This is a genomic window from Sporomusa sphaeroides DSM 2875 (genome assembly GCF_001941975.2).
GTDB classification, from domain to species: Bacteria; Bacillota; Negativicutes; order Sporomusales; family Sporomusaceae; genus Sporomusa; species Sporomusa sphaeroides.
In genome coordinates, this window is sequence record NZ_CP146991.1 from 4761918 (window position 1) to 4785676 (window position 23759).

Below are 23759 nucleotides of genomic sequence, written 5' to 3' on the forward strand. Positions count from 1 at the left end.
CAATTTAATAGGGATTTTATTCCTTTCTGTCGAAGAACGACTATATTTGAATTTTGATGGGAGTGATAATTATGCCACAACCTTTGACGCACTTTTTTGTTGCTAGTGATGGCACTCAAAGAGTTTTTCCAGATTTATGGAATGAGTATTCCAATGTTATTGCGCTAGGTTCATTTGGTCCCGATTTATTTTATGTCAAAGACTTAATATCCAACCGTATCTTGAATATGTCTATGTCGAACGAATGGGAGGCATTATCAGATGCATTTCATCGTTGCAACTCTTTTACCCTGTTTACATGGCTACTTAATAATATTAAATCTCGTCACAACGATAATTATAGCGAACAAAGGTTGTTAAAAGCGTTTGCCTACGGATACTATTCTCATGTTGTTACAGATTGCCTTATTCATCCTTTTGTATATAGAACAACTCAGGATCATTGGACACTTCATAGCCCAGAATCTAATTATAAAGCCCACAAAGAGTTGGAAACTCAAATTGATAATATCCTTTTGCTAAGAAAAACTGATTATAAATTATCTCGCTTTGACCCTGTCTTTGGATTGCAGGACAAGGATGATAACGACAAGTTGCACATGACCCTCGCAATCTTGCTAAACGAAGGAATCAAAGCATCGTACAGTCAAGACATTGACTGGGATTATTATTTTGGTCGATACAATATTAATTCTGATAATCATCCAATACATGATGCATATAAAGATTATGAAGCAGAAATCAATTTTACGAAACAAGGAATTAAACTTATCAGGAAAAATATTAATGGATTTATAACAGGCAATATACAGATTACCGAAAGTGATTCTCCTCATATCTTTAATAGCGAACGAAAAAGATGGTTTGCCTCGTCCTCAAATGACCAACTGAACTTTAGCGTAGATGATCTTTACGAGATGGCCGTCACCACAACGTCTGACGTAATAACGGCGTCGGAAAGGTTCTTTTCATCTTGCTCTGAAAATTCCATGGATTTTTTTCTGAACGAAGAGACTATTACCGCCTATCTTAAAAATGACTTCAATTTAGATACCGGACTTCCATCCAGTAACAATCAAAATCAATCGTTGCTTTCCCAAGACGCTAATACTCGTTATGCATTTGGCGTAGAGCAATTACACCAGTTATATTCAATGGGTTAAGTTTAGCAACATACATTCTAAAAATGAAAACTCCCCATCTACTAGACCGCATCCCAAGAAACAGACATTGAGAGAAAACGCCCCCTGTTGTAGGATAGAAACTACGACAGGGGGTGATTGCATGAAAAGGCAATATACGCACATCAAAATAATGGAACCAGAGATAATCGCCATGCGTGAGCAAGGCAAAACACGCCAGGAAATAGCAGATGCACTGGGACTCACAAAGGTACAAATCAAAAATTGGGTACGGCGTTATAACAAGGAACCGGAATTTTTCATATCTAAAAAGCAAGGAAGACCGCGCACATCACCATTCACAAAACAGCGTGAAATGGATCTGCGCATTAAAGAATTGGAACGGGAAGTGGATTTGTATCGATCTTTTCTTCAAGCTGCTGGAAGGGTGTGAATGCAAAAATCAAATATGCAGCGATGGAAGCAAACAAAGAGAAGTATCCGGTTACGTTTATGTGCAGGTTCTTCGAAGTATCTCGTAGCGGGTATTACGCATGGAGAAAAAGAAGGGACCGACTGGATCGGGACATGCCAATGAGCAAGCTGATCGCTCAGTGCCAGCAGGAAACAAAAGAAACCTACGGTTACAGACGCGTCAGGCTGTGGCTGTTACAAAAACACTGCCTTGTTGTCAATCACAAGGCAGTACTTCGGGTGATGCGTAAGTATGGCCTGCTCTCGTCCATTCGCCGCCCTCGTCCGCTGTACCAACGGCAACAGCGGATGAACATCTATGAGAACAAACTGAACAGGGATTTCCATGCAGACAGGCCAAACCAAAAATGGGTAACAGATATCAGTTATATACACACCGGCGAGGGGACACTCTACTTGTCGGCTATCAAGGATTTGTATGACGATTTCATCGTTGCCTACGATATGGGAACCATACAAGACAATGCTCTGGTTTATCGAACCATTCAAAAAGCAAAAAAGGAGGTCGCTGATGGACTGATCCTCCACAGCGACCAAGGGTTCCAATATACCTCGCACGGCTATTTGAACCTAACCAAACAGTACGGCATTCTGCCGTCCATGTCAAGAGCGGCGACACCTCTGGACAATGCCCCTGCTGAAAACTTCTTCGGCATTCTGAAAACCGAGTGCATCTACCGTCAGAAAATTCAGACCATCCACCAAGCACGTCATCTCATTGACCAATACATCCACTTCTACAACTTCGAACGCATCAAGACAAAAAATGGCCATACTCCCTTTCAAATCAGGAGCGGTGGCCGTGTAATTCTAAGCTATCCTACGACAGGGCGTTTCCTGCCTGTCTATTTCCACGGGAGCGGTCTACTTTAGATAGGGAGTTTTCATTCGCGCCTTATTATTTATCCAGCACAATCCAATCATGCGCAAGTAAGTCTGCCTGCTCCGGGCTCCATGGAACAAAAAAATCAGGCGTTTTTAGCCCAATAAACGCCAACAATGGACTCTCGTTAATTGCCATATTAACCTTAACCGAATAACCATAGGGATTTATTAGTAGTAGGAACCGTGCATTCCCCCATACTGCACGAGCAATCTTATGGTCACTTTTCAAAGCAAGTAAAGCTTGTCCAAAGTCCACAATAATATCCTCCTTGTTTATCGTGCTAACAAATATCCCCCAACTCCAGCCCCCACAATCCAAAACAGCCGCTCCTTTTTCCGGGCGGACTTTTCTTTGTCTATCTCTTTTTTATAAACTGCAGCCTGTTTTTCAAGCTCCTGGTTAGCAATCAGCCGGGCCTGGGCGTTGGCCATGTCGGTCACATCGATCCGGGCTGTAGTAACTGATGACAACCGCAACTCCCCATTCTCCCCTAGGGACACCTCCGACTGGCCGGTCTGATTTGGCACTTCCACTTCCTTGCCGTCAATGATAGCTATAATCTTCCCTTCACGCTCCACGAACTGCAGCACCGCGCCCGGCTGCGATGGCGCTTAAACCACTACTTCCCGGATAGTTTCCGTGTTGGTGTGAATGACCTGCGGCGGCGGTGCTGTAGTTATGACGGTTGGCTGCGCAGCCTGGCTTTTGATGTGCTGCTTCCAGTCCCGGTATTCTTGGTTTCCCCAAATCAATAGGGCCAGCACAGCGGCCAGTCCTACAAAGTATTTCCAGTTCGATCTGATAAAGGTTAATACCCCTTGTTTAATTTCGTTAGTGTCCATGATAACACGCTACTTTGAAGGTAATTTTTGGTTTTTGTCGAAGTGTAACAACACCTTTAGAACTGGAAGGTTGATATGATGGAAGATATTACGTTAAATATTCAATTGATTAGTACAATAATCGCTACTTATGGTGCTTATAAAATTGCTAAGTTAAAGTTACAACCGGAAATTAAAATTCCAGTATATAGAGAGCAACTTAAAAATGTTTACTTGCCGATGTTTAAATTGTTAGAAAAGGATTTTTATAAAAAAATAGATAAAGAAACGACTCTTTTTTATATAAATGAACTAGAAAAAATAATTGACGCTAATTATGAATTGGTTGATCCAGACATTATTTATTATGTTAAAACATTAAAAGAATATTCTTCATTAGAAACCAAAACAGACGAAATTCGACATGAAATATTTAATGATTTAAGTTTTAAAATATCGACTACTTTTGACTCTTTACGAGAGCAATTAGGAATGCCAACAAGAAGTTTTACTTATAAATACCGCAATTATCAACTCGCTCCCGCTATTCAAGAAACTTGCGCTATTATAGAGAAGATTTTTTTCTTTATCTTCTTGTTGCTCATGTTAATATTTATGATTTATATGACTATTTACGCATTGACAGAAATTTTCTCCTTTGCTCGAAATATTTGGCTGTCTATTTCTGCTTTTTTCGCATCATGGTTTTAACCAAAATCTCAAAACATAATCTACCAATGGGTAAAGGACAATGTAGCTAACAATAAAAGTTAAAATTTTGCCCACTATACCACCGCCACCAATAAAACAACGCTAAGCAGAATGCCGCCTGGCATTTGGTTAAACTAAACATAATTTCTCACCCTTCCCAATAAGCGCCGCCTCCACGGCGCTATTTTTATTTAATTATTTTAAAGAAACTTTTGGTTTTTGCCGAACTCTCACCTCAGAAGGGAGGTGATTAACTATGTGGATGACTATATTCCGGAACCCCGTAGACTGACAGATCACCCCCGCATACACCCCTCACTCTTTATCCGTACAAAAAAAAGCCAAAATAGATAGTGCTTTTTAAAGAAAATATTAGCCAGCACTAACAAGGTCAAACCAACAGCAATTAACACAGATATAACCAAAACTAAAATAAGTATAATAAACAAACTTTATGCTGGGGCACTCATTGATTAGCCTTCCTTATGCCGTCCACTGGCTATTTTTATTTGCTGAGCCAATCAGTCACACCTCTGGCAATCGCTCTGGCCATTTCATCCTGCCATGTCGGGTCTGCCAGTAATGCAGCTTCCTCCGGATTGCTGATAAAAGCCATCTCTACAAGCACTGCCGGCGCATTAGTGTACCTAAGCACATAAAAATTTTCCTCTTTATCGACATCCCCGTCAGACCAGTCGACGCGAATTTGCAATTCTGGAAAGGTAGCTGCCACCTGATTAGTAATACAAGTTGCGATCCGATCGGCGCCAGTATTTCCCTTGGTGGTATAGATTTCAAATCCTTTCGCTGCTGGATTGGTCGCAGAATTACAATGTAGGCTGACAAACAGGTCAGCGCCCCAGTAGTTTGCAACATCACACCGGTACTGTAGACTGTCAGTCTCCTGCTGTTCCTTCTCGGTCCTGGTTAACCTGACTAAGCACCCTGCTGTATCCAAATAATGTGCCACAAGCTTGGATACCGCTAAATTTACATCCGCTTCCTGCAAACCGGTTATGGGGTTGCATGCCCCTGGGTCAGTTCTCCCGCCGGCGTGGCCGGGGTCGATTACGCTTTTAGCCATAATGTACTCTCCTCCCTAAATAATCTTGAGTTTTCTTTCCAATACTCCCGTTTTCACAGGATTACGCAAGGTTAAACAGAGCGTATGCAGGCACGGAGAGCGTCGAACGCCTAATCCAGCGGGAAAGAGGCACAGCAAAGCCAGCATCAAGTGTTTTTTGATGACAGGCCAAACGGTAAACCACATTTCCCGCAGCAGCAAACCTCCCATGTCTAACAGGGTCGTTGCCCTCAATTCCTTCGTTCTGCTTGCCTGCAAGGTGGTGTCAGTCGTGCTCGTATGCCGAGTCGTTGCTCTGATGGAGAATTTTGATGACCAACTACCGGCTCTGTTTTTGTTTTGCAAAATACTGATGGACGGAAGCCCGGTGCATCCCCGCGACGCTTCAGGGAGCAGCTTCCTGTAACGGTTACGCCGCTTGCTGCGGCTGGTTCCTATGAATATCCGCAAGCAGTCTCACGGGGTCGTAAGCGCAGCCTTTTGTCGAGACCGCGTAAAACACTCGGATGAGCTTACAACTCATAGCAATAATGGATTGTTTTTTCTTCAACGGGTTCTTTTCCCTGGTTGTATAGTATTGATGCAGTTGCCGGAACTCTGGGCTGCCATGCCATCCAACCAGCATAATGGCGGCCCGGAACAAAACCGTTCGCAACCGGGAGCGTCCCCGTCTGCTGATGCCTGTTTGTCCCTTGAATTTGCCGGAACTGTTCTGCGTGATGGCAAGACCGGCCAGCTTTTGAATCTGCCTTGGCGAATCGAACCGTCGGACGGCGCCGACCTCTGCGAAGAACCCGGCCACGGTCACGAGGCCAATACCGGGGATTTTCATCAACTCGGCTACCGCAGGTATTTGTTCGCACAATGCCTCTATCATGGACATGATTTCCGCAAGCTGCTGGGCCTTGGCGTCGTAATCTTCCAGTAGTAGCTTCAATTCTGTTCGGGCTGCTCCCATGCCGTCCCTGCATCCGATGCTCTTTTTAGCCGCCGCATACAGGTTCTGGGCACGCTTCTTTCCCACCGCCCGCAGTTTCATGCGTCGCCAGATGGTGTTGATACCGTCCGGCCCTAAAGCAGCCAGGTCGGCGGGAAAGGGGGCTTCATGCAGGATCGCCATACTACCAGTTTGGCTGAAATTTACAAAGACACTTCGATATTCGGGAAAATAAATTTTCAGCCACCGCTGGATTTGATTCTTCGCTATCACCATCTCCCTGATAATACGCTCACGGACATTCATCGCTATCCGTAGGTCGGCGTATACGCCCTCTGGGATATATGGCTCGCAGTAGCGCCCCTCCAGTACCAATTTGGCAATGACCTTCGGGTCTTTCAGGTCGCTCTTGCTCGGGTGGTTGTCATCCAATTCCTTGCTTTTCTTTACATGGTGCGGATTTACCAAAACCAACTTGATGTCGCTGTCTTTTAGATATTCCGCCAGCGTGAACCAGTAGTGGCCCGTTGGCTCTGCCCCGATGACAACCTGATCCTTGCTGTTTTTCGCCGCTACATCCCATATCCATGAGGTCAGGAGCACAAAGCCCTCCGCATCGTTTTCAAAATGGAATGCTTTGGTCAGTTCAATCCCGCGCCAGTCGAACGCTCGTGCCCAATGGCTCTCGCTGGCGATATCCACACCGACCACCATTGTGCTTTCTGTCAATTGACGAATTTTTTCGTTCTGTGTTACACTCATTTTGGATACTCCCTTCAATGCTATGCTCGTTTTTTAATTAGGGCATTCGGCAACTCTGTTGCTGTTTGACCCTGCTTGGGGCTTGACCCCTTTGAGCTAATTGTAGGGAGTATCTTCTTTTTGTTCAATCGCCGTTTTTAACCGTTTACAGGAATGCTCGTATAATAAGTTTTGCGAGGGGATTTTTATGCCCCCGCAGATAGTAACAAGCCAACCGGCCTGCCCATACCCATGATAAAATTGACCTTGTGTCAATCAGGTTAAAGTTCTTCATTCTCCTGTTGAGCCGAAAGGCTGCTTCAAAAAAAGTCTGTTCCCCTGAACCGGAAGTTAGCTTCAAACCGCCGGCTGTTTGCCAGGCAACAGGCAGCCCGTTTTGCAGTACGGGTTCGCAACGGCCTGTTCCCGGCTGGATTCTAATACGCGAGGGTGTGGATGCTCCGGTATCATGGGTATTGCCAAGCCGGTTGACTCAAAATTCATCCAGGAAAGAAGGTGAAACTGTGAATCCATTATTCGTTGGCATTGATGTAGGCAGCCGTAATAACGCAGTATACATCATGTTGCCAGACGGCTCCAAACATAGTTCCTTTTCGGTCCAAAACAACCTCGGCGGGGCGCAGACTCTCTCCAAGCGAGTGGTAGCCGCATTGACGGAGAAGAACCTGTCCGCCGCCGTGATTGGCATGGAAGCCACTTCGGTTTACGGCAATAATCTGCTGTATTTCCTGCGGGAAGACGGCGCTCTGGGGCGGTTCGAACGCAAATTGCATGTGCTCAATCCCAAGCAGGTTAAAAAGTTTAAGGATGCCTATTCTGATTTGCCCAAGAACGATCTCATAGACGCCTTCGTCATCGCCGACAATCTTCGCTTCGGCCGGATCACTGCCCCGGTCTACATGGACGATTACCGTTACAAAGCTCTGCAAAACCTAACCCGCGCCCGCTTCTTCGCTGTCCAAAATCTCACACGGGAAAAGCAGCGGTTTATGAACTATCTCTTCATGAAATGCTCCGGTCTCACCCAGGAGAAGATTTTCTCCGATAATTTCGGGGCGACGGCGCTGGCGCTTTTTGAAGAGTTTGAAACCCCAGATGATATGGCCAACATGGATATTGACCAACTGGCTTCTTTTATCGCGCACAAAGGGAAAAATCGCTCTCCGCGACCGCTGGAGATTGCTAAAGCGCTACAAGCTGCCGCTAGAGGCTCTTACCGTCTCCCTAAGACGGTCACTGACTCCGTAAATCAGGTGTTGGCCCTATCCATTTCCTCCATGCGCGCTATGCAGTCTCAGATTAAAGCCCTAGATAAAGAAATTCAGCGCCAGTTTGACAACATCCCCAACACATTGACTTCGGTTCCTGGTATCGGCCCCGTATTTTCCGCTGGTATCATCGCCGAAATCGGCGATATCAACCGTTTTAATGGACAAGCCGCTCTTGCTAAATTTGCCGGCCTTGCCTGGTCTCAGCACCAGTCCGGTATGTTTGAAGCTCACAATACCCGCCTCATCCGCTCTGGCAACCGTTTCCTCAAATACTACTTGTGTGAAGCCGCCCATTCTCTCGTGCGTTGCGACACGGAGTACAAGCGCTACTATGACCTTAAATTCAAAGAGGTCAACAAGTATCAGCATAAACGCGCACTCGCTTTAACTGCCAGAAAATTGGTCAGGTTAGTCTTTCGACTGCTGAAAGATAACCGGCTTTACAAACCGGCGTAGATTTCTACGCCCCCTTCACTCCCTGCTGTTAAAAAATGGGGCAGGCAGGGTTTGTTTGCTATTCCCTTTTTCGGCCACTCTAACGATCAATCTGCTCATTTCTTTAAATCTTTCGCCTTTTAGGGGCTTGACATTTCACCGCCGGACTTATTATTTATTTTTAAACCGTTCCAACATTACACCTAGGCGACTGCGCAAAAAATCAAGCGGGCTGGCTGCCTGCTCTATTCCTGCGTCTCTTAAGTTTTCCAACACACTTATGGCTTCCGTAGCCGCCAAATATACCCAGGCCACTTTTAGCAGCAGCGGCGTTCTCAAGCGAGTTTTAACATATTGTCGGCGCTCACGGCCATGATTGTCAAGGCCATGTAAAGAATTAGCTTGCCTGCAAATCTATGCTTCATGGCATCAGAGTTTATCCGCCCGGCATTAAAGGCCGCCGGGATATTAAGCAAACAACTTAGCAAGTCGCTAACCTTACTACAATCTTGCAAATGCTTATAACTAATTGCTATCCATCGGGTAACCAAATCTACAAAAATTAGCACGATAAATGTCAGCAATGCGCTGCCATGAACGCTAGTTACCGCAGCTACAATAAACGCCAGAATGGTTTTAAACAACCATGCATCGGTTAAGCCTTGGCCAGCCTTGGTAATGGCTTCAATAAGGTCCTTATAGTTCAAATTCCCCACCCCCATAAAATCGCATAAAAATAACCGCTTTAGCGGCACGGTTCTCGCGGCATATAATCATCTCCTCATTGTAAGAAATAAAAAAGGCAAAACAAAAACCGCCCCAAAGGACGGTTATGGTATAATGTGTAAAGGACGGGTTCACGGCCCGTCCTAAACTGAATACAGGAGGTGATTCAATGCGCTTCAAGACTAAGTGGTTTAGCCTCACGGTCTCAAGCGGCGCTTTGTGGATAATTTATCAGATTATCCGCGAAGTATCTCGTTAACCTCCGGTATTCATCGAACGTCCCTATTCGCAGTAGGGGCGTTCATTTAGTTTCTATGCTTATTATACCCTATTTATACGCAATATGTACATCTTTTACGCATAAAATAATCTTGACATTTATGGGTAGCTTCAAAACTGAATACTCTATTAGGATTACTGGAATAATACCGCGTAAAAATACGGTTTCTGCGGGTTGTTAGTTTTTACCTTGATGCCATGATGGTATTCTAATCCCACCTCTGAATTAATTCTTTTCCGAGTTTCTAAATATTCGGTAAGCACCTCAATTGCAGTTTTCTTGTATTCATTATCGACAAGGTTTATTTTACTGTTTCCTAAACACTCGGAACAAAACACTGCATCGTAACTAGGAACTGCTGAAAATGGTTTACTTTCTTTCCCGCAATGATTACAACAGACAGAGTATCCTTTCATTTCCATATGCAAACCTCCTTGCTTAGATTTAAGGTTCTAGTTTTTGCAATAAAGTTTCGATTTTTGGTCTTAATTGCGCAAAGTTTTCCAGAACAACTTTGTTTGAATTTATTGACCCTGTGATTGATGCTGGAGTTTGATGGTTTTGCTGACAACGAAATACTGTTAAAAACCAGTTAATCATATCCGCAAATTCTTCTTGTGATAAATTCTCCAAACCAAATAAATGTTTTTTCCAGTGTTCATCGTAACCTAAATTCTTTGCACCATAAAACCCATTCGGATCCATCCTATCAAGTTTATTAAGAGTATATTTTATCTCAATTATAAGTGCACGTTTTGCACTTTCTTTTTGGCTTGTAATAAGCAAATCATAGCTTTGTCGAGCACCACGAATCCCACCCAGATAACTACCAATGCCGCTAATTGCGCCACCAACCAATGCACCTATTAAACCAGCCCATACAGCATTATCCATACCATCATCTCCCCTACCATTTTCAACATATTTCGGCAGAGAAAATGTATTTCCTGTGAAAAAGGCAAAACAAAAACCGCCCCGAAGGACGGCTATGGTATAATATGAAAGGAGCAGGCTGCAACCTGCTCCAAACTGAATAAGGAGGTGGTTCCTGTGTGGATTTCTCCACGAGTGATTGTCTGGTTGATTATCGCGCTAACGGTAATCTTGCTTAAACCAGTTGCAATCACTATTTGGCTCAAGTAGCCTCCCTATTCGCGAACGTCCCTGTTAGCACCAGGGGCGTTCATTTAGTTCCTATGCTTATTATAACCGATTTATACATGTTTTAAAAGGTTTATTATTGTTTTAAAATATTTTAAACATCCCCACCTTTCTAACTACCTCGTTTGTCGGATTAATAAATAATTTGTCAATTATTTCCTTTCACTATGACAGGTACTTGGTATTTTCGACGGAGAATTAGTATGGTTAACGCCCAGGTGGAAAGGAGTAATCATGGCAAAGATAATCACTTACGACTTATGCAAACCTGAAACATCTCAAGACTATAAGACTTTAATCGCGGAAATACAGAAATTTGACAGGTGGTGCAGGGTAATCGAATCATGTTGGGTTATTAATACATCACTAACTTGCGCACAAGTACGAGACTATTTGCGACAATTTATCGATGGTAACGACAAATTGTTTGTAGCTGCTCTTACTGGCGAAACCGCATGGACAAAGGTTAAATGCAAAGAAGATTACCTAAAAGTTTCACTAGGGAAACCAGGCTAACTATCGCGCTTCTGCAACAGTTCTTCCGGGGAGTCATACGGAAGAACACTCCAGTCGCCGGCTAGTAAATCGGCTTGAGTAGCAACCCATGGAATAAAATATCCTTCTGCGGTTTGCATATGCAAAAACAAGCTACTAGTAATCGGATGTGGATTATACACTACTTATGGGCGCTTATGCATTTCTATGAAAACACCTTCGTGTTTCCATCCCCGGCGAGTTAATCGTTTACTATTTTTTAACGCTTGCAAAGCGCTTGAAAAATCCATATCAATGTTCTTTGTTTCATTAATTGCCTGGGCGTTATCCCTCTCGTTCATTTTCATTCCTCCATTTTATTAATTTTCGTCAAAATTGCCAACTTCTAATGGCTTGAAGTTAGAAACTCCCGGGTCTTTACTTAAAACCCATAATCCCATCAAACTCCTGTCGGTACTTCTTGGGTATGGTTTTCTCGGTTCTCTCAAGAGCAGTTTGATTCTTTCGCCGACGCTCACCGGCAACTTGTTTACCGGTTACCGTAAGTCGTCGCAGTTCTTCGGCAGCTTTCGTTATTGCCTTTTGGTCTTTGTTAGCCTCGGCCTCAAGGTAGTTATCGATAGCGACTGCAACTTCGTCACGTTTGGATTTTAGTATGTCCTTTTCAATTCTGCCTATATCACTCTCCTCGGCTTCATCCACCAGTCGGAATCCAGCGGCCTTTAAAATTCGTTCATACATGGTATCATACGTCGTTTGAAGCCGGCCACGCTTACCTCTCTTCTCCCCTGCTATAGCCGCAGCCACGTCGCCTATAGCGGGTGATATAGCGGTTAGCGCACCCACCCCATCAAGCTCGAATGCTTTAATGCCAAAATTATATATTGTCGAACCACCAGGGCCGAACGCCGAAAAGAACCTCTCCCAAGCGGTTCTTGGCATATTACCAGCAGAACCAAAATCGCCAATACCAGTGCTCTTTGACACATCAACCCCATATTTCGGAATCGCACCTAACGCCCCGTACCATCCAGTTCTAACCACTCCTTTCATTAGCTCATTTACCTCCGGAATATCCTTAAAAAATTCGTCAGCCATTTTAAATGTGGCTTGTTTAACAATCAATTCATCGTCGTCGCCATCATACCCAAATGCTCGCAATATCCCGGCAACAACCGGAAGCATAAGCGCCTTAAATCCCGGAATACCCCATCCGCCAGATAGAGCCAAATACGGCAGCCAGAACCGAGCGTTTTGTCCTGCGTTCGGGCGCCAGGTCATCGGGTTAAGTAAATTCCCTTTGCCGAATAGAATTTCGCCAATCATTTCAAGCTGCTTTATAGGATATTTCATAAACTGTGCGGCCGTTTGCGTTACTGGACCGCCTGCACGTATAAACAGCGGCGTATCGGAGATAGCATAGTTTCCATTAACCTTTTGATTGATTTTTTCAGCATATTGCAGCGCCTCGCCATGAGACTGTCCTTCCTGCCTAAACCATTAGAGCCGCGCCGTTTTGCCAAAGAGTTTGCCAGTATAGCCAAAAAGGCTGGAGTAAATGTACACCGCCATGGATTGCGACATTCTGTGGCTTCAGTCTTAATTGACAATGGAGTTTCTGCTGCTGACGTAGCAGCGTTACTGGGGCATGCTGACGAAGCGTTTACATACAAGCAATATGTACACCCTCGAAAAGATGCAACAAAAAAAGCAACCTCTGCCATGAAGGCTGCTTTAAATCCGAAGCCAAAGCTTACATTTAAAAAATTAATCAAGGTAAAAAAGAGCAGGCGGAATAGCATCCGACTGCTCTCAAATACAGGAATTGCACCACTTTTGCACCATCTGAACCCACTCATTTTTGGCACCATAGCCCGCAACCCTTTAATTTTCCTGGAGCCGATAGCAGGATTCGAACCTGTGACCCTCTCATTACGAATGAGATGCTCTACCAGCTGAGCTATACCGGCAATTTGACAATATCATTTTACTCCCCGTTAAAGGAAAAGTCAATATTGGCAAGATTGGCTCGCTGACCAGCTCCATTCGGAAATTTGATCCACAAGGGTACGGATATTGGCAGAATTACCGAACAAATCGGATACCACATTACCATCAAGCTTACGGTTATTTACCATTCCCTGCATAATCTTTTCGACTTCCGCTAAAGCCAGCGGCCGGCGATACGGTCTATTTTCAGTCAGGGCGACAAACACATCGGCTACACCCACTATTCTGGAGCCCAGACGCAGCGAAGGCGCTTGTATCCGGAAAGGATAGCCTGAGCCGTCTAAGGTCTCATGATGAAAAGCCGCCCATTCGGCTACTGTTGAAAATCCGTCTATTTTCTCCAAGATGCGGTACGTATAGTATGGATGCTGCTTGATAATAGAAAACTCGGTACTGGTTAGCTTGCCCGGTTTTTCCAGGATTTCATTCGGTATAGCCAGTTTGCCCAAATCATGAAATAAACCCGCAATTTTCATTAGCTTGACTTCCTCCTGACTGTAGCCCTTGGCCTGAGCCAAAAAGGCCGCTACCAGGGAAACACTGCGGGAATGCATACCGGTGAAACAGCTGGTTCGGTCAATAATGGTGGCAAAAATTTCACCAATATTAACAACATCATCCATATTAAAGACCATTCGCCCATAGATATCAATCTGCCGGAAAAAGTTCTGATAATAATGGGGATTGGACAAATCCAGCCAAAAGCTTTCCTGGCGGGCAAATTCGTGCAGGGCCCGTACTAACTCGGGGTCGAAATAGCTGCCACTTAGTTCTCTAATAGCAGATAAAACGTCAGGACGCTGCTCGAATATGTAAATGTGGTCCTTGAGCAGTATCTCCAGGCGATCTGCCAAATTGATAATTCTGCTGGTTATAGGAATGGCTTTCCCGGCAAGGCCGGACGGATTGGAACCATCCCAGTTATCGTGATGATGGCGAATGGTTTCGGCCAGCATACTAAACTGCTGTGAATCCTTTAGCAGCTCATAACCGGTTTCGGCATGACGAAAAATATCTTCTCCGGCTTTAAAGGTAAGCAATCTTTTCTTCTCCGACCAGCTAGATACTGCACCAATATCATGCAGCAACGAAGCATATACTACGATTTGCCGCTGGCCTTCATCCAGCCCAATATGTTTAGCAATTTTGTTGGCAATGAGCGCTGTACGCCAGTGGTGCTGGGATAACCCGCCTGTCGAAAGTTCAAAGGCTACAGACAAAGCACATACTAAATTACTCGGGTGGATAGTAAACAGCAATTGGCTCGCTCCCTATAAAAAACTATCCGCGCCAACTAACTTTACGTCTCCTGTCGCGGATGATATAACCCTGCTCACTACACGTGCGCGTGTCTGTCTGACAGTTCAGCCTGTTTGGCAGAATTAAAGCGATCCTCGGTACTAAGGTATCCGGTTATCCGGCGTACCCGCTTAATCGGTGAACGCTCAACGGCTTTAACGATAATCTCTTCCCCTTCTATCTTTAACTGCACCTGGGCAAGTTCTTTATTCCGTTTCTTCCACAGCTGCAGTTCTTCAGCAACAATGGCCCTGATCTCCTCTTCCGTAATTTCTGAATCTGCCACAACATTTACCCCATTAATAATCATAGGTATCCCTCCATTGTTAAATAAGTTTAATTAAATATAGCAGTTATCCGGTAAAAATCCATAGCCACTTATTTTCAAGTCGCTATACCTTCCATTAACTAGCAATATACAACTTTCGACACCTGCCGGGAAACTCCTGTAAAGCCCGAACAAAAAACAAAAAGCCACCTGGGGGAAACAGCAACATCTCCCGCTAGTGTCAGCAGTCTTTGAACAGAATGAGACTGCTGACACTAGCGGCTACCGTTTTTCCAGGAAGCCGTTACATTTTGCAGCAATTGACCGCTGGCCGGACACCAAATCCGGCCATGTTTTTTTAATTCACCTTACCGGACATGGTTGGCAATGTCCAACGCTACATCAATAATCATATCCTCCTGGCCGCCAACCATTTTTCGCCGTCCTAGTTCTAGCAGAATATCACGCGTATCAACACCGTACCTGGCAGCCGCCCGCTCGGCGTGCAGCAGGAAGCTGGAATATACCCCGGCATAGCCGATCATAAGCGATTTGCCGTCCACCTGTACGGGATGAGTCATCCGCGGACGAACTAACTTGTCTGCGGCATCTGCCAGCTTATATAAATCGGCTCCCACAGGTATCTCCAACTTCCGGCACACAGCAACCAGCGCTTCTGCCGGCGTATTACCCGCACCGGCACCCAGACCTGCCAGTGATACGTCAATCCGCCCGGCACCGGCTTCGATGGCCGCAATACTGTTGGCCACTGATAAGGAAAGATTTTCGTGTGCATGGAAACCAACCTGTACTGCCGGTGACAAGGCTTCGCGCAAGGCACTAATGCGTGCGGTCACACCTGCGGGAGTTAAATTGCCGGAGGAGTCGGTGGCATAAACGCAATTAGCTCCATAGGATTCCATTAATTTAGCCTGTTTCACCAGTTCTGCCGGTGATATCATATGGCACATCATCAGAAAACCAACAGTGTCCAAACCGTTTTCCCGCGCAAAAGCAATATGCTGGGCCGAAACATCGGCTTCGGTGCAATGGGTGCAGACACGTACTGTTTTGATTCCGTATTTCATGGCAGCTTTCAGGTCATGGATGGTGCCGATACCGGGAATGAGCAGTACCGAAAGCTTAGCCTTCTTTATTTTTGAGGATACGGCTTCCAGATATTCAGCATCTGTATGTTTAGCCAGGCCATATTGCAGCGAATGTCCGCCCAGTCCATCACCATGGGTAACTTCAATAATATCCATGCCTGCTTCGTCAAGCGCCTGGGCAATAATGGCCATATCGTCGGTGGAAAACTGATGCGCCATGGCATGCATGCCGTCCCGCATGGTTACATCGGTTAAGATAATCTTGTGATTATTCATCCTTATCCCTCCTGTTTAACGCCAAAGCGCTCGGTTGCCAGCATTTCTGCAACACGCACGGCAGCGCAATTCATAATATCCAAATTACCCGAGTAGCTGGGGAGAAAATCACCCAATCCCTCTACTTCAATGAAAACAGTTACTCGCTTGCCATCAAACTGCGGTGGATGTTTAAGCCGGTAACCGGGTACATACTGCTGAACCTCTTTGACCATCTTTTCAATGGATTGGGCAACGGCCTGCTCGACTGCCGGGCCCTCTTGCTCCATCAGGCAGCGCACCGTATTGCGCATCATGATCGGCGGTTCAGCCGGATTAAGGATAATAATGGCTTTTCCCTGTTTGGCGCCGGCAACCTTGACTTGTGCCAAACCGGTTGTTTCGGTAAATTCGTCGATATTTGCCCTGGTACCAGGTCCGGCCGAACGGCTGGAAATGGTTGCAACAATTTCCGCATAATTTACAGGAACAATTTGATTCACGGCATAGGTAATGGGTATGGTAGCCTGCCCACCGCAGGTAACCATATTTACGTTGTCGGCCATTAATCCTGCCTGCATATTGACGGAGGGAATCACAAAAGGCCCTACTGCGGCTGGCGTCAAATCAATAGCGATCTTGCCAAGCTCACGGTAAACCGGCGCATTCTCGATATGAGCTTGCGCACTGGTGGAGTCAAAAATAATATCAAATAAATCGGCATGTTCGCGAACCCCGTCAATGCTTTTATGAGAGACGGCCAGACCTTCCTTCCCGGCCCGCTCCAAGCCTTGCGACTGCGGGTCAATGCCGATCATGACCGTTGCCTCCAGGACTTTGCTGCGCTTTAACTTATACATAAGATCTGTCCCGATATTCCCCGAACCCATAATAGCTGCTCGTACTTTTTTCAAGGTTGTCGCCTCCAAACATTTAGATTGAAACAGAGCTTGCCTCAGACTGCTGCTTCCCTTGCGGACAGTTTCGGCAAAATAACTTTTAATGAATTCTACATTATCAAACTTAATTCTTAAATTTTGACAGACGATTACCAGCTGTCTATGTTGGTTTAGATTTACGGTCTGTAGCCTAACCTGCGGGAAATCTCGGCGGCTGCCTGCCGTACAATACCGACCAGTTCTTGCATGCGCTTTTCATCCAGCCTGGCGGAAGGTCCTGCCACACTAATGGCTGCCACAGCGTTGCCGGTGTGATCAAAGACTGGTGCAGCAACACAGCTAAGCCCGATTTCGTTCTCTTCTTTGTCAAAGGCATACCCCTGCTGCCTTACTTGCCGCAGATGTGCAAGCAGCTCTTCCCTGCTGCCGATACTATGCTCGGTTACTTGCCGCAAAACAGGTGGAATGAGCTCACACAGCTCAGCATCACTCTTATTGGCCAGCAGGACTTTGCCAACACCGGTGACATAAGCCGGAAAGCTCATGCCAATGGAGGTAAATACCTGAAATGACCGGTTTGAGGTACATTTATCAATATAAACAACGTCAGTGCCCCGCAGAATGACAAGATGCACGGTTTCACCTACCTGGGCAGCCAGGTCCTGTATTACCGAACCGGCAACTCCCCGGATCTCCAACCTGTCCAATAGCCGGTTGCTCAGAACCAGCAGATGCATTCCCAGCCGGTATTTGCCTCTTTCCTCATCTTGCTCAACCAAGCCATAATGCTTGAGGGTATTTAAAATTCCATGCACGGTACTTTTATTTAAATTAAGCTCGTTTGCAATCGCCTGTAACGTAAGTTCCGAATTATTACCGTTAAAGCAATTTAAAATCTGAATGGCCCGCTCGATGGACTGAACCATAACACCTTGTTGCGCCACATCATCTTCTCCTTAAGCATTTTTTGCTTACCTGACAATCCTTGCTTGGGATGAGAATTCGTGGCCCTTAAGATATTTCCTCCTTTTTGGGCTTCGGCTTTCTTACTTAATGTAGCGGCTTCCCCTCCCTCGCGTTCTACATTATAGAATATCGTTCTCGTTGTGGTGTTAATTGATACATTCGCTAAACTTCTATAAATTCCTTGCTGACATTTTCCTTTCCGAACATTTTTATAGCATGCGGTTATTCTCTACGCTCTGATCAATTGAAGTATGTCACTAGCAGCTTCATACGGATCTTGAGCAGCAATAATTGCCGACACCACTGCGACACCAGCTATGCCTGTTTCCATAACTGGCTGAACATTACTCCTATTAATTCCGCCAATAGCAACAACCGGAATCCGTACCTGTTCCTTAATGGATTTTAATGCCGCTAAACTCACACTATCGGCATCATCCTTGGTATTTGTGGGAAAGACGGCTCCTACGCCCAGATAATCAGCCCCTTGCTCCTGCGCCAGTAATGCTTCTTCCAGAGTTGACGCAGATACGCCAATAATTTTGTCAGGTCCCAAGAGACGCCGTGCCACTGCTAGCGGCAAATCTTCCTGCCCAATATGCAGCCCGGCGGCGTCTACCGCTAACGCAATATCTGCCCGGTCATTGACAATAAGTGGTATACCATATTTGTCGGTAATACTTTTTATCCTGGAGGTCACTTGAAAAAATTCTAGGGTTGACAGATTTTTCTCCCGCACCTGCACTACCGTAGCTCCCCCCTGCAGTGCCTGCTCCACGGTTGCCACAAGGTCCTTGCCGCCAAGACAATCCCTGTCGGTTACTAAATATAAGGAATAATCCACATTATTGTTATGCATTTGAAATTCTGCCACCTTTCGTGATTAATTCCGGTGTCATCGCCCACACCGCGTCAAACAATCGCATCCGGAAGGTTCCAACCCCTTCGCCGGCCTGCAGGGATTGCTGCGCAATCTCCCCGGCCATTCCCATAGTCATTACTCCCGCGGCAGCTCCGGTAAAGCAATCGCCGGTTGCGCCGCAATAGCAGGCAATTAAAGAGGTCGCCATACAGCCGGTGCCTGTTACCTGAGACAAGATCGCATGACCGTTGTCAATACGGCACACCCGCTCCCCTGCGGCAATAATATCCTGCTTGCCGGTGATGGCAATTACACAGCCAAGTTTCTGCGAAAGCTGCCTGGCCACCGTTTCCCCGCCGGCCTCGTCGGCAACAGAATCAACCCCTTTAATACCGGCATCAAGTCCGGCGATAATTTTGATTTCCGACATATTACCGCGAATGACAGAAGGCCCGACCTCCTGAATAATCTTCTTTGCCGTGGCGGTACGCAGGGCTGTAGCCCCCACCCCCACCGGATCAAAAACAATGGCAATGCCCTTTTCCCTGGCCTTTTTACCGACAGCCATCATGGATTCGATGTTCCGGGAGTTTAAGGTTCCGATATTTAATACCAGAGCAGACGCGAACGAAACCATTTCTGCCACTTCACCGATGTCATCAGCCATAACCGGCGAAGCGCCGATGGCCAAGGTTATGTTGGCACAATCATTTACCGTCACATAGTTGGTAATGTGATGGACTAAAGGCTTTTTTTCCTTCAAGGTTAAGAGGCTATCGGATATTTTTTGCAGGATTTCCATGTTTGCGTATACCCCCATACAATTCTATATAATACTGCTGTAATCACCATGACCGGAATAGTGGCTCCGAAAACAAAGTCCAGCGTAATAAATTGATAATACATTCCTACCCCGAGTGCCCAAACTATCAGCGCGCCCCAATTAACAAGCATCTCATCCTGTACTTTGCGATTTTTAATAATAAAATACTCTGTCAGCAAAACGGCAAACAGGGGAGCAAAAACAGAGCCGATGGCAATAAGGAAATTCTCATACTGTTCAATATTAACCCAGAGAGCTATGATGGTGCCAATCACTGTCATAACCAGGGCTACCCGTTTTTCATCAAATTTGGGAAAGACATTGCCAAAACTGACCCCTGCGGAATAGGCGTCCAGAAAAGTAGTGGTTACTGTTGCCAGGATAATAATCCCCAGGGCTGATAAACCAAGATTGGCTGCCAGCAGCATGGCCGAGGGTTCCGGGTTTCCGGCAATAATGGCGGCTCCCAGACCAATGATATACATCCAGCAACTACCCACAAAATATCCCAGACCACTTCCCCAGGCCGCACTGGCTTTACTTTTGGCAAAACGGGTATAATCCGCAATCAAAGGCAGCCAGGAAAGCGGCATAATAACACTTAATTCTACAGCCTGGCCGAAAGACATGCCCCCGGCAGGCGGCGCCAATAACGCGGTACTGTCTTTAAATACAACACTGCTTAGCACCACAGTAATACCCAGCAGGAGGAACACAGCTAACATATTGGCTTTCTTGACCCCGCCTTCCCTTCCCAGTATGATCCACAGGAAAACTAAGCCACCAATGCCGATACTCCATAAAGACAGCTGATCCAAGCCCCACAGCAGTTTACTAATCTCATTGGCTGAACGGGCGGCTGCAATAATCATAACTGCCGTCCAACCCAGCAATTGCAAAACATTTAATACCGAAAATAAATAGGAGCCATAGGTACCAAAAGAAATCCGGGTAGATACCAGCGCCGGTATTCGCTCTTGGGTACCAATCCAACCAGCCAGCACCAAAATCCCCGTCCCTGCCACATGCCCAAGCACAATCGCAGCCACCCCGCTTTGAAAACCGAGCGGAGCCAAAAGCCCGCCTGTCAGTATCTCAGCAATGGATATAGCGGCCCCAAACCACAAAAATAAATAATGCTTAAAACCTAATGTATTATCCTCACTCATAATCCAACCCACCTGCCTTTACAAGAATTGCAGAAATAATGGATTCCAATAACAGGTCGCCCACGGAAAAGGAATGCGGTTACTTTAAAAAATTAAAAGCACATCCGTCAGGATGTGCTTGCAAAGTATTGTAACATCCCTACGCTGGCATTACCCAGATCAGGTCAAAGGGTCATAGATTTGATCAGATCTATCTCTCAGCCGGCCTTTCCAGCTCCCCTATAAAACACGCCTATTCTCTTTTTCCATTTTATAGTAACACATCTGTGTACTATTTTCAATAAAAAGTTCAGGAGCTTGGTGGTAGCCGCTTCAAACCGGTTTGCCTTTCAAGCAAGGCTCTGTCTCCATATCCATATAAATGAAGTAGCCGCACCCCGAGGGCTGCGGCTACTGCGGCACATTAATCTGACGCTCCGGCACCAATGGCAATTCCGATCAAAAGAGCTGCAATTTCGCGCAATGCATTGTCATGCCGGTCTTTTTCCTGCCTTTGGCGCTCCCGCCATTCACGCTCGCTTTCATGAGGCCGCTGTTTCATTTCCCGCTCATGACGTTCGTTTTCCTGGCGTTTCCGTTCATCATGTTTGCGTTTCTGCTCGTCATGCTTACGCTTTTGTTCATTGTCATGGTCGTGGCGGTTATCACGCTGATGATACGCCATTCGGTTAGAACCATTATTATGTATAGATCCAGGTGCCGCAGCAGCTACCGACGAAAACATGCCAACTTGCAATAAACCGACCATGGAATATATGATTGCCTTTTTCGCCACAAACTTCATATGAACCACTTCCTCTTATTATTATGCTTTAATGATAGCATCCACTTTTTTGATTTTTATTAGAAAATACTGGCTGAAAATAAAAAAAGCCGTTTACCTTAAAAAGGCAAACGGCCCAAAAATTTAATATTTTATACGAACACGTCACACCCCTTAAGCAAGGGCAGAAGTAAGTTTAGCTCCTAATTCTTTGCATTTAGCAAGACCTGCGTCATCAGGAGTACTTTGAACTGTCAACCCGTCGTCCACCAACACAACACCGAGTTTCTTCATCCGCTCCATCCAATCTCTCATCCATTGTCCGTCGCCCCAATCGTAAGATCCGAACAAAGCTAATGGTATGCCGGATAAGCTTTGCCCCTCCAGGGATTGAATGAATGGCTCCATCTCGGATTCTTCCAGAACTTCATCCCCCATGGAAGGGCATCCAAGAGCAACAGCATTGGCACTAAGCACATCCTCAATCGAAGCCTTATCAACAGAAGTTAACTGCACGGTAACTCCATCCAAGCCGGCCCCTGCCGCAACTGCTTTCGCCATCTCCTCTGTATTGCCTGTGCCACTCCAGTAAATAACCACTACTTTTTTCATAATTCATCCCTCCATATATTTGGGCCTCAGGTAAAAATACCCAGCCTTGTTCCACGCTATTTGATAACTTGCGGTTCATCAGACTCCCAATTATTTTGTTATTGAAAATAATTCTCAATAAATTGTCGAAAAAATAAGCCTGCGCAGGCTTTTGTTAATAATGCACTTAATTGAGATGCGGCTAGACTATCTTCCATTAATAAGCCACTTGCAGCAGCCGGAAATCTTAAAACGGTGTAGTCATCGCCAGAGACAACTATCATCCCATCGAGTGATAACAATTCTCATTTGTATATTACCATTATTTGAAATTGCTGTCAATAGCAATATAAAATTTAAATTTCTCCGGCTGCCTTATTCCTGTATTCCTGAATTTCAGCAGTTAGTTTATACTCATTCTTTTTCAACTCAGCAAGAAACCCGTTCATAACTTTTGAAAAACTACCACTATTAGCATCAAATGCAGTTTCTGAATACGTTTTCCGGGCCTCCGGCACCATCTGCTTGGTATCATAGCTAAAAAGCGGCGTATTATTAGCCCCATAGAGTGCAAACACCGAATACCGTTTTAGCAGTTGTCTCATATCTTCTATTTTGGCAGAATTGGCATATTCTTTAATAAACTGTTCCTGCGTCTTTGCCCGCTTAATTATTTCACTCCAGCTTATCATCAGGGCTGCATCTTTAACCGGGGTTTTATCTGATTCAACAGCCATAATATCAATGTACGCAACAATATCCTGGGATACGGCGTTCCGATACTTGTTGTAGAAGGCATAATCAATAACAGGAAAGTACATTCCTTCGGCTGTTTCTATCTTGAAGCCGCTGCTTTGGGTCTCTAGCAATAAATCTCTCGCTTCTTTATTTTCAATGCTACTGATAGCCTGGCTTGTCAAACCATTTTTATAGCTTTTTGCCACTACCTTTTGGACTGCTTCATTATCGCCAAACTTATCTTGCAGTTTTGGCAGCTTCTCTTTCTGCACTGTTTCAAGCCCAATAATCATCGTTGCTGCACCGGCTTGCGATACGGCAACTATATTGCCGTCAATATACTCAATTATTTCCGGAACAGTGACCTCTGTTTTTTGGCGCAGTGCATTAAAGTTATCGATAACCGCTTTTTCTTTGACTGCCGCAGCCTGAGAGGCTTGTTGCCCAGCAGGTTCCGGTGATGGTGCACTACCGTTATTCGCACAGCCCCCTACCGCCAAAACGAATATAAGAATCAGGCTGATGTTTGTTATTTTATGTATAAACTTTTTCATGCCAAGCTCCTTTCATGCAGTAAATTTTTTTCTCATACTTAGTTTAACGTTTCAGCGATTGTTAGGTAACGCAACTAAGCAATAATTATCAATCAGTATTAGATAGTATTGCCACCCAGGCTATGCAATAGTCTGAACGGTCCTATTCCTCACACTCATTATCACCAGGTTTTTCCCCTCTTGATAAATGCTGCTAAAGCAAAAAAAGCTGCGCTAAACTTGTTAGCACAGCCCTATTCGTTACTATTATTTATTTGTTCGCAGTGTT

At 45.3% G+C, this 23759-nt stretch carries 25 protein-coding genes, 1 tRNA gene, 2 pseudogenes and 1 riboswitch; of the genes and pseudogenes, 6 read left to right on the forward strand and 22 right to left on the reverse strand.

Annotated elements, in window-relative coordinates:
* Window positions 1–71: 71 nt before the first annotated feature.
* The 3 genes from SPSPH_RS21975 (at window position 72) to SPSPH_RS21985 (ending at window position 2489) form a co-directional block, all read left to right on the forward strand.
* Complete coding sequence (locus SPSPH_RS21975; protein ID WP_075756309.1) at window positions 72–1163, forward strand: zinc dependent phospholipase C family protein; 1092 nt, start codon at window positions 72–74, stop codon at window positions 1161–1163.
* A gap of 121 nt (window positions 1164–1284) precedes the next feature.
* Window positions 1285–1575: a helix-turn-helix domain-containing protein gene (locus SPSPH_RS21980; RefSeq protein WP_075756310.1), complete on the forward strand. Its 291-nt coding sequence runs from the start codon at window positions 1285–1287 to the stop codon at window positions 1573–1575.
* Entirely contained in the window at window positions 1572–2489 is a 918-nt protein-coding gene (locus SPSPH_RS21985; protein ID WP_075756311.1) for an IS3 family transposase, read from the forward strand. Before SPSPH_RS21980 ends, SPSPH_RS21985 begins: the two co-directional genes overlap by 4 nt.
* Window positions 2490–2514: 25 nt before the next feature.
* Here the strand turns inward: SPSPH_RS21985 and SPSPH_RS21990 are convergent, their stop codons facing one another.
* From SPSPH_RS21990 to SPSPH_RS22000, 3 genes are read right to left on the reverse strand one after another with little or no spacing between them, the layout of a single operon-like run.
* Window positions 2515–2757 (reverse strand): Thoeris anti-defense Tad2 family protein, encoded by a 243-nt coding sequence (locus SPSPH_RS21990; protein WP_075756312.1) that lies wholly within the window; start codon window positions 2755–2757, stop codon window positions 2515–2517.
* Window positions 2758–2774: 17 nt separating this feature from the next.
* On the reverse strand, window positions 2775–3080 hold the full coding sequence (locus SPSPH_RS21995) for a hypothetical protein (protein ID WP_223226361.1): 306 nt from the start codon (window positions 3078–3080) through the stop codon (window positions 2775–2777).
* A gap of 33 nt (window positions 3081–3113) precedes the next feature.
* The gene (locus SPSPH_RS22000; protein WP_223226360.1) at window positions 3114–3344 is read right to left on the reverse strand and encodes a hypothetical protein; all 231 of its coding nucleotides are present in this window, start codon (window positions 3342–3344) and stop codon (window positions 3114–3116) included.
* A gap of 75 nt (window positions 3345–3419) precedes the next feature.
* On the opposite strand from SPSPH_RS22000, the gene SPSPH_RS22005 reads away from it, so the two are divergent.
* Window positions 3420–4034: a hypothetical protein gene (locus SPSPH_RS22005; protein WP_075756313.1), complete on the forward strand. Its 615-nt coding sequence runs from the start codon at window positions 3420–3422 to the stop codon at window positions 4032–4034.
* A 505-nt stretch (window positions 4035–4539) separates the two neighbouring features.
* Here SPSPH_RS22005 and SPSPH_RS22010 read toward each other — a convergent pair.
* Window positions 4540–5118, reverse strand: coding sequence for an N-acetylmuramoyl-L-alanine amidase family protein (locus SPSPH_RS22010; RefSeq protein WP_075756314.1), 579 nt, complete (start codon window positions 5116–5118; stop codon window positions 4540–4542).
* Between the two features lie 409 nt (window positions 5119–5527).
* Window positions 5528–6817, reverse strand: coding sequence for an IS110 family transposase (locus tag SPSPH_RS22015; RefSeq protein WP_075756315.1), 1290 nt, complete (start codon window positions 6815–6817; stop codon window positions 5528–5530).
* A 503-nt stretch (window positions 6818–7320) separates the two neighbouring features.
* Here SPSPH_RS22015 and SPSPH_RS22020 point away from each other — a divergent pair.
* The gene (locus SPSPH_RS22020; RefSeq protein ID WP_075756316.1) at window positions 7321–8544 is read left to right on the forward strand and encodes an IS110 family transposase; all 1224 of its coding nucleotides are present in this window, start codon (window positions 7321–7323) and stop codon (window positions 8542–8544) included.
* Between the two features lie 314 nt (window positions 8545–8858).
* Here SPSPH_RS22020 and SPSPH_RS22025 read toward each other — a convergent pair whose 3' ends face one another.
* The 5 genes and pseudogenes from SPSPH_RS22025 to SPSPH_RS22045 form a co-directional block, all read right to left on the reverse strand.
* Entirely contained in the window at window positions 8859–9230 is a 372-nt protein-coding gene (locus SPSPH_RS22025) for a hypothetical protein (RefSeq protein ID WP_223226358.1), read from the reverse strand.
* A gap of 433 nt (window positions 9231–9663) precedes the next feature.
* Window positions 9664–9951 carry a hypothetical protein gene (locus SPSPH_RS22030; RefSeq protein WP_075756318.1) on the reverse strand — a complete coding sequence of 96 codons (288 nt, stop codon included), beginning with the start codon at window positions 9949–9951 and terminating at the stop codon, window positions 9664–9666.
* Between the two features lie 22 nt (window positions 9952–9973).
* Window positions 9974–10423, reverse strand: coding sequence for a hypothetical protein (locus SPSPH_RS22035; RefSeq protein WP_075756319.1), 450 nt, complete (start codon window positions 10421–10423; stop codon window positions 9974–9976).
* A 779-nt stretch (window positions 10424–11202) separates the two neighbouring features.
* Window positions 11203–11532, reverse strand: a pseudogene (locus SPSPH_RS22040) (DUF2829 domain-containing protein).
* A 70-nt stretch (window positions 11533–11602) separates the two neighbouring features.
* Entirely contained in the window at window positions 11603–12538 is a 936-nt protein-coding gene (locus SPSPH_RS22045; RefSeq protein ID WP_075756321.1) for a hypothetical protein, read from the reverse strand.
* A gap of 120 nt (window positions 12539–12658) precedes the next feature.
* On the opposite strand from SPSPH_RS22045, the pseudogene SPSPH_RS23620 reads away from it, so the two are divergent.
* Window positions 12659–12868, forward strand: a pseudogene (locus tag SPSPH_RS23620) (tyrosine-type recombinase/integrase); the annotation flags it as partial.
* 211 nt (window positions 12869–13079) lie between these two features.
* Here the strand turns inward: SPSPH_RS23620 and SPSPH_RS22050 are convergent.
* From SPSPH_RS22050 to SPSPH_RS22105, 12 genes are all read right to left on the reverse strand, one after another.
* Window positions 13080–13155: transfer RNA gene (locus SPSPH_RS22050), tRNA-Thr, on the reverse strand.
* A gap of 39 nt (window positions 13156–13194) precedes the next feature.
* Window positions 13195–14454: an HD domain-containing phosphohydrolase gene (locus tag SPSPH_RS22055; protein ID WP_075756322.1), complete on the reverse strand. Its 1260-nt coding sequence runs from the start codon at window positions 14452–14454 to the stop codon at window positions 13195–13197.
* A gap of 77 nt (window positions 14455–14531) precedes the next feature.
* A complete protein-coding gene (nrdD, locus tag SPSPH_RS22060) occupies window positions 14532–14804 on the reverse strand; it encodes an anaerobic ribonucleoside-triphosphate reductase (RefSeq protein WP_075756323.1) in 273 nt (90 codons plus the stop codon).
* A 326-nt stretch (window positions 14805–15130) separates the two neighbouring features.
* The gene (dmpG, locus tag SPSPH_RS22065; RefSeq protein ID WP_075756324.1) at window positions 15131–16147 is read right to left on the reverse strand and encodes a 4-hydroxy-2-oxovalerate aldolase; all 1017 of its coding nucleotides are present in this window, start codon (window positions 16145–16147) and stop codon (window positions 15131–15133) included.
* Window positions 16148–16149: 2 nt separating this feature from the next.
* On the reverse strand, window positions 16150–17040 hold the full coding sequence (locus SPSPH_RS22070; RefSeq protein WP_075756325.1) for an acetaldehyde dehydrogenase (acetylating): 891 nt from the start codon (window positions 17038–17040) through the stop codon (window positions 16150–16152).
* A 161-nt stretch (window positions 17041–17201) separates the two neighbouring features.
* Window positions 17202–17969, reverse strand: a complete 768-nt coding sequence (locus SPSPH_RS22075) for an IclR family transcriptional regulator (protein WP_083945569.1) — start codon at window positions 17967–17969, stop codon at window positions 17202–17204.
* 251 nt (window positions 17970–18220) lie between these two features.
* Window positions 18221–18850 (reverse strand): thiamine phosphate synthase, encoded by a 630-nt coding sequence (gene thiE, locus SPSPH_RS22080; RefSeq protein WP_075756326.1) that lies wholly within the window; start codon window positions 18848–18850, stop codon window positions 18221–18223.
* Window positions 18843–19655 carry a hydroxyethylthiazole kinase gene (gene thiM, locus SPSPH_RS22085; RefSeq protein WP_075756327.1) on the reverse strand — a complete coding sequence of 271 codons (813 nt, stop codon included), beginning with the start codon at window positions 19653–19655 and terminating at the stop codon, window positions 18843–18845. The genes thiE and thiM overlap by 8 nt, the downstream gene beginning before the upstream one ends.
* The gene (gene cytX / locus SPSPH_RS22090) at window positions 19619–20845 is read right to left on the reverse strand and encodes a putative hydroxymethylpyrimidine transporter CytX (RefSeq protein ID WP_075756328.1); all 1227 of its coding nucleotides are present in this window, start codon (window positions 20843–20845) and stop codon (window positions 19619–19621) included. The genes thiM and cytX overlap by 37 nt, the downstream gene beginning before the upstream one ends.
* 118 nt (window positions 20846–20963) lie before the next feature.
* Window positions 20964–21076, reverse strand: a riboswitch (TPP riboswitch).
* Window positions 21077–21248: 172 nt separating this feature from the next.
* Window positions 21249–21629 (reverse strand): hypothetical protein, encoded by a 381-nt coding sequence (locus SPSPH_RS22095; protein WP_075756329.1) that lies wholly within the window; start codon window positions 21627–21629, stop codon window positions 21249–21251.
* A gap of 153 nt (window positions 21630–21782) precedes the next feature.
* On the reverse strand, window positions 21783–22220 hold the full coding sequence (locus tag SPSPH_RS22100) for a flavodoxin (protein ID WP_075756330.1): 438 nt from the start codon (window positions 22218–22220) through the stop codon (window positions 21783–21785).
* A gap of 335 nt (window positions 22221–22555) precedes the next feature.
* The gene (locus tag SPSPH_RS22105) at window positions 22556–23491 is read right to left on the reverse strand and encodes a hypothetical protein (RefSeq protein WP_075756331.1); all 936 of its coding nucleotides are present in this window, start codon (window positions 23489–23491) and stop codon (window positions 22556–22558) included.
* Window positions 23492–23759 lie beyond the last annotated feature (268 nt).

Coding starts and splice junctions, on each gene's coding strand:
- SPSPH_RS21975 (WP_075756309.1), top strand. CDS start 72: ATGCCACAACCTTTGACGCACTTTTTTGTTGCTAGTGATGGCACTCAA.
- SPSPH_RS21980 (WP_075756310.1), top strand. CDS start 1,285: ATGAAAAGGCAATATACGCACATCAAAATAATGGAACCAGAGATAATC.
- SPSPH_RS22000 (WP_223226360.1), bottom strand. CDS start 3,344: ATGGACACTAACGAAATTAAACAAGGGGTATTAACCTTTATCAGATCG.
- SPSPH_RS22005 (WP_075756313.1), top strand. CDS start 3,420: ATGATGGAAGATATTACGTTAAATATTCAATTGATTAGTACAATAATC.
- SPSPH_RS22010 (WP_075756314.1), bottom strand. CDS start 5,118: ATGGCTAAAAGCGTAATCGACCCCGGCCACGCCGGCGGGAGAACTGAC.
- SPSPH_RS22015 (WP_075756315.1), bottom strand. CDS start 6,817: ATGAGTGTAACACAGAACGAAAAAATTCGTCAATTGACAGAAAGCACA.
- SPSPH_RS22030 (WP_075756318.1), bottom strand. CDS start 9,951: ATGGAAATGAAAGGATACTCTGTCTGTTGTAATCATTGCGGGAAAGAA.
- SPSPH_RS22035 (WP_075756319.1), bottom strand. CDS start 10,423: ATGGATAATGCTGTATGGGCTGGTTTAATAGGTGCATTGGTTGGTGGC.
- SPSPH_RS22045 (WP_075756321.1), bottom strand. CDS start 12,538: ATGAAATATCCTATAAAGCAGCTTGAAATGATTGGCGAAATTCTATTC.
- nrdD (WP_075756323.1), bottom strand. CDS start 14,804: ATGATTATTAATGGGGTAAATGTTGTGGCAGATTCAGAAATTACGGAA.
- dmpG (WP_075756324.1), bottom strand. CDS start 16,147: ATGAATAATCACAAGATTATCTTAACCGATGTAACCATGCGGGACGGC.
- thiE (WP_075756326.1), bottom strand. CDS start 18,850: ATGCATAACAATAATGTGGATTATTCCTTATATTTAGTAACCGACAGG.
- thiM (WP_075756327.1), bottom strand. CDS start 19,655: ATGGAAATCCTGCAAAAAATATCCGATAGCCTCTTAACCTTGAAGGAA.
- cytX (WP_075756328.1), bottom strand. CDS start 20,845: ATGAGTGAGGATAATACATTAGGTTTTAAGCATTATTTATTTTTGTGG.
- SPSPH_RS22095 (WP_075756329.1), bottom strand. CDS start 21,629: ATGAAGTTTGTGGCGAAAAAGGCAATCATATATTCCATGGTCGGTTTA.
- SPSPH_RS22100 (WP_075756330.1), bottom strand. CDS start 22,220: ATGAAAAAAGTAGTGGTTATTTACTGGAGTGGCACAGGCAATACAGAG.
- SPSPH_RS22105 (WP_075756331.1), bottom strand. CDS start 23,491: ATGAAAAAGTTTATACATAAAATAACAAACATCAGCCTGATTCTTATA.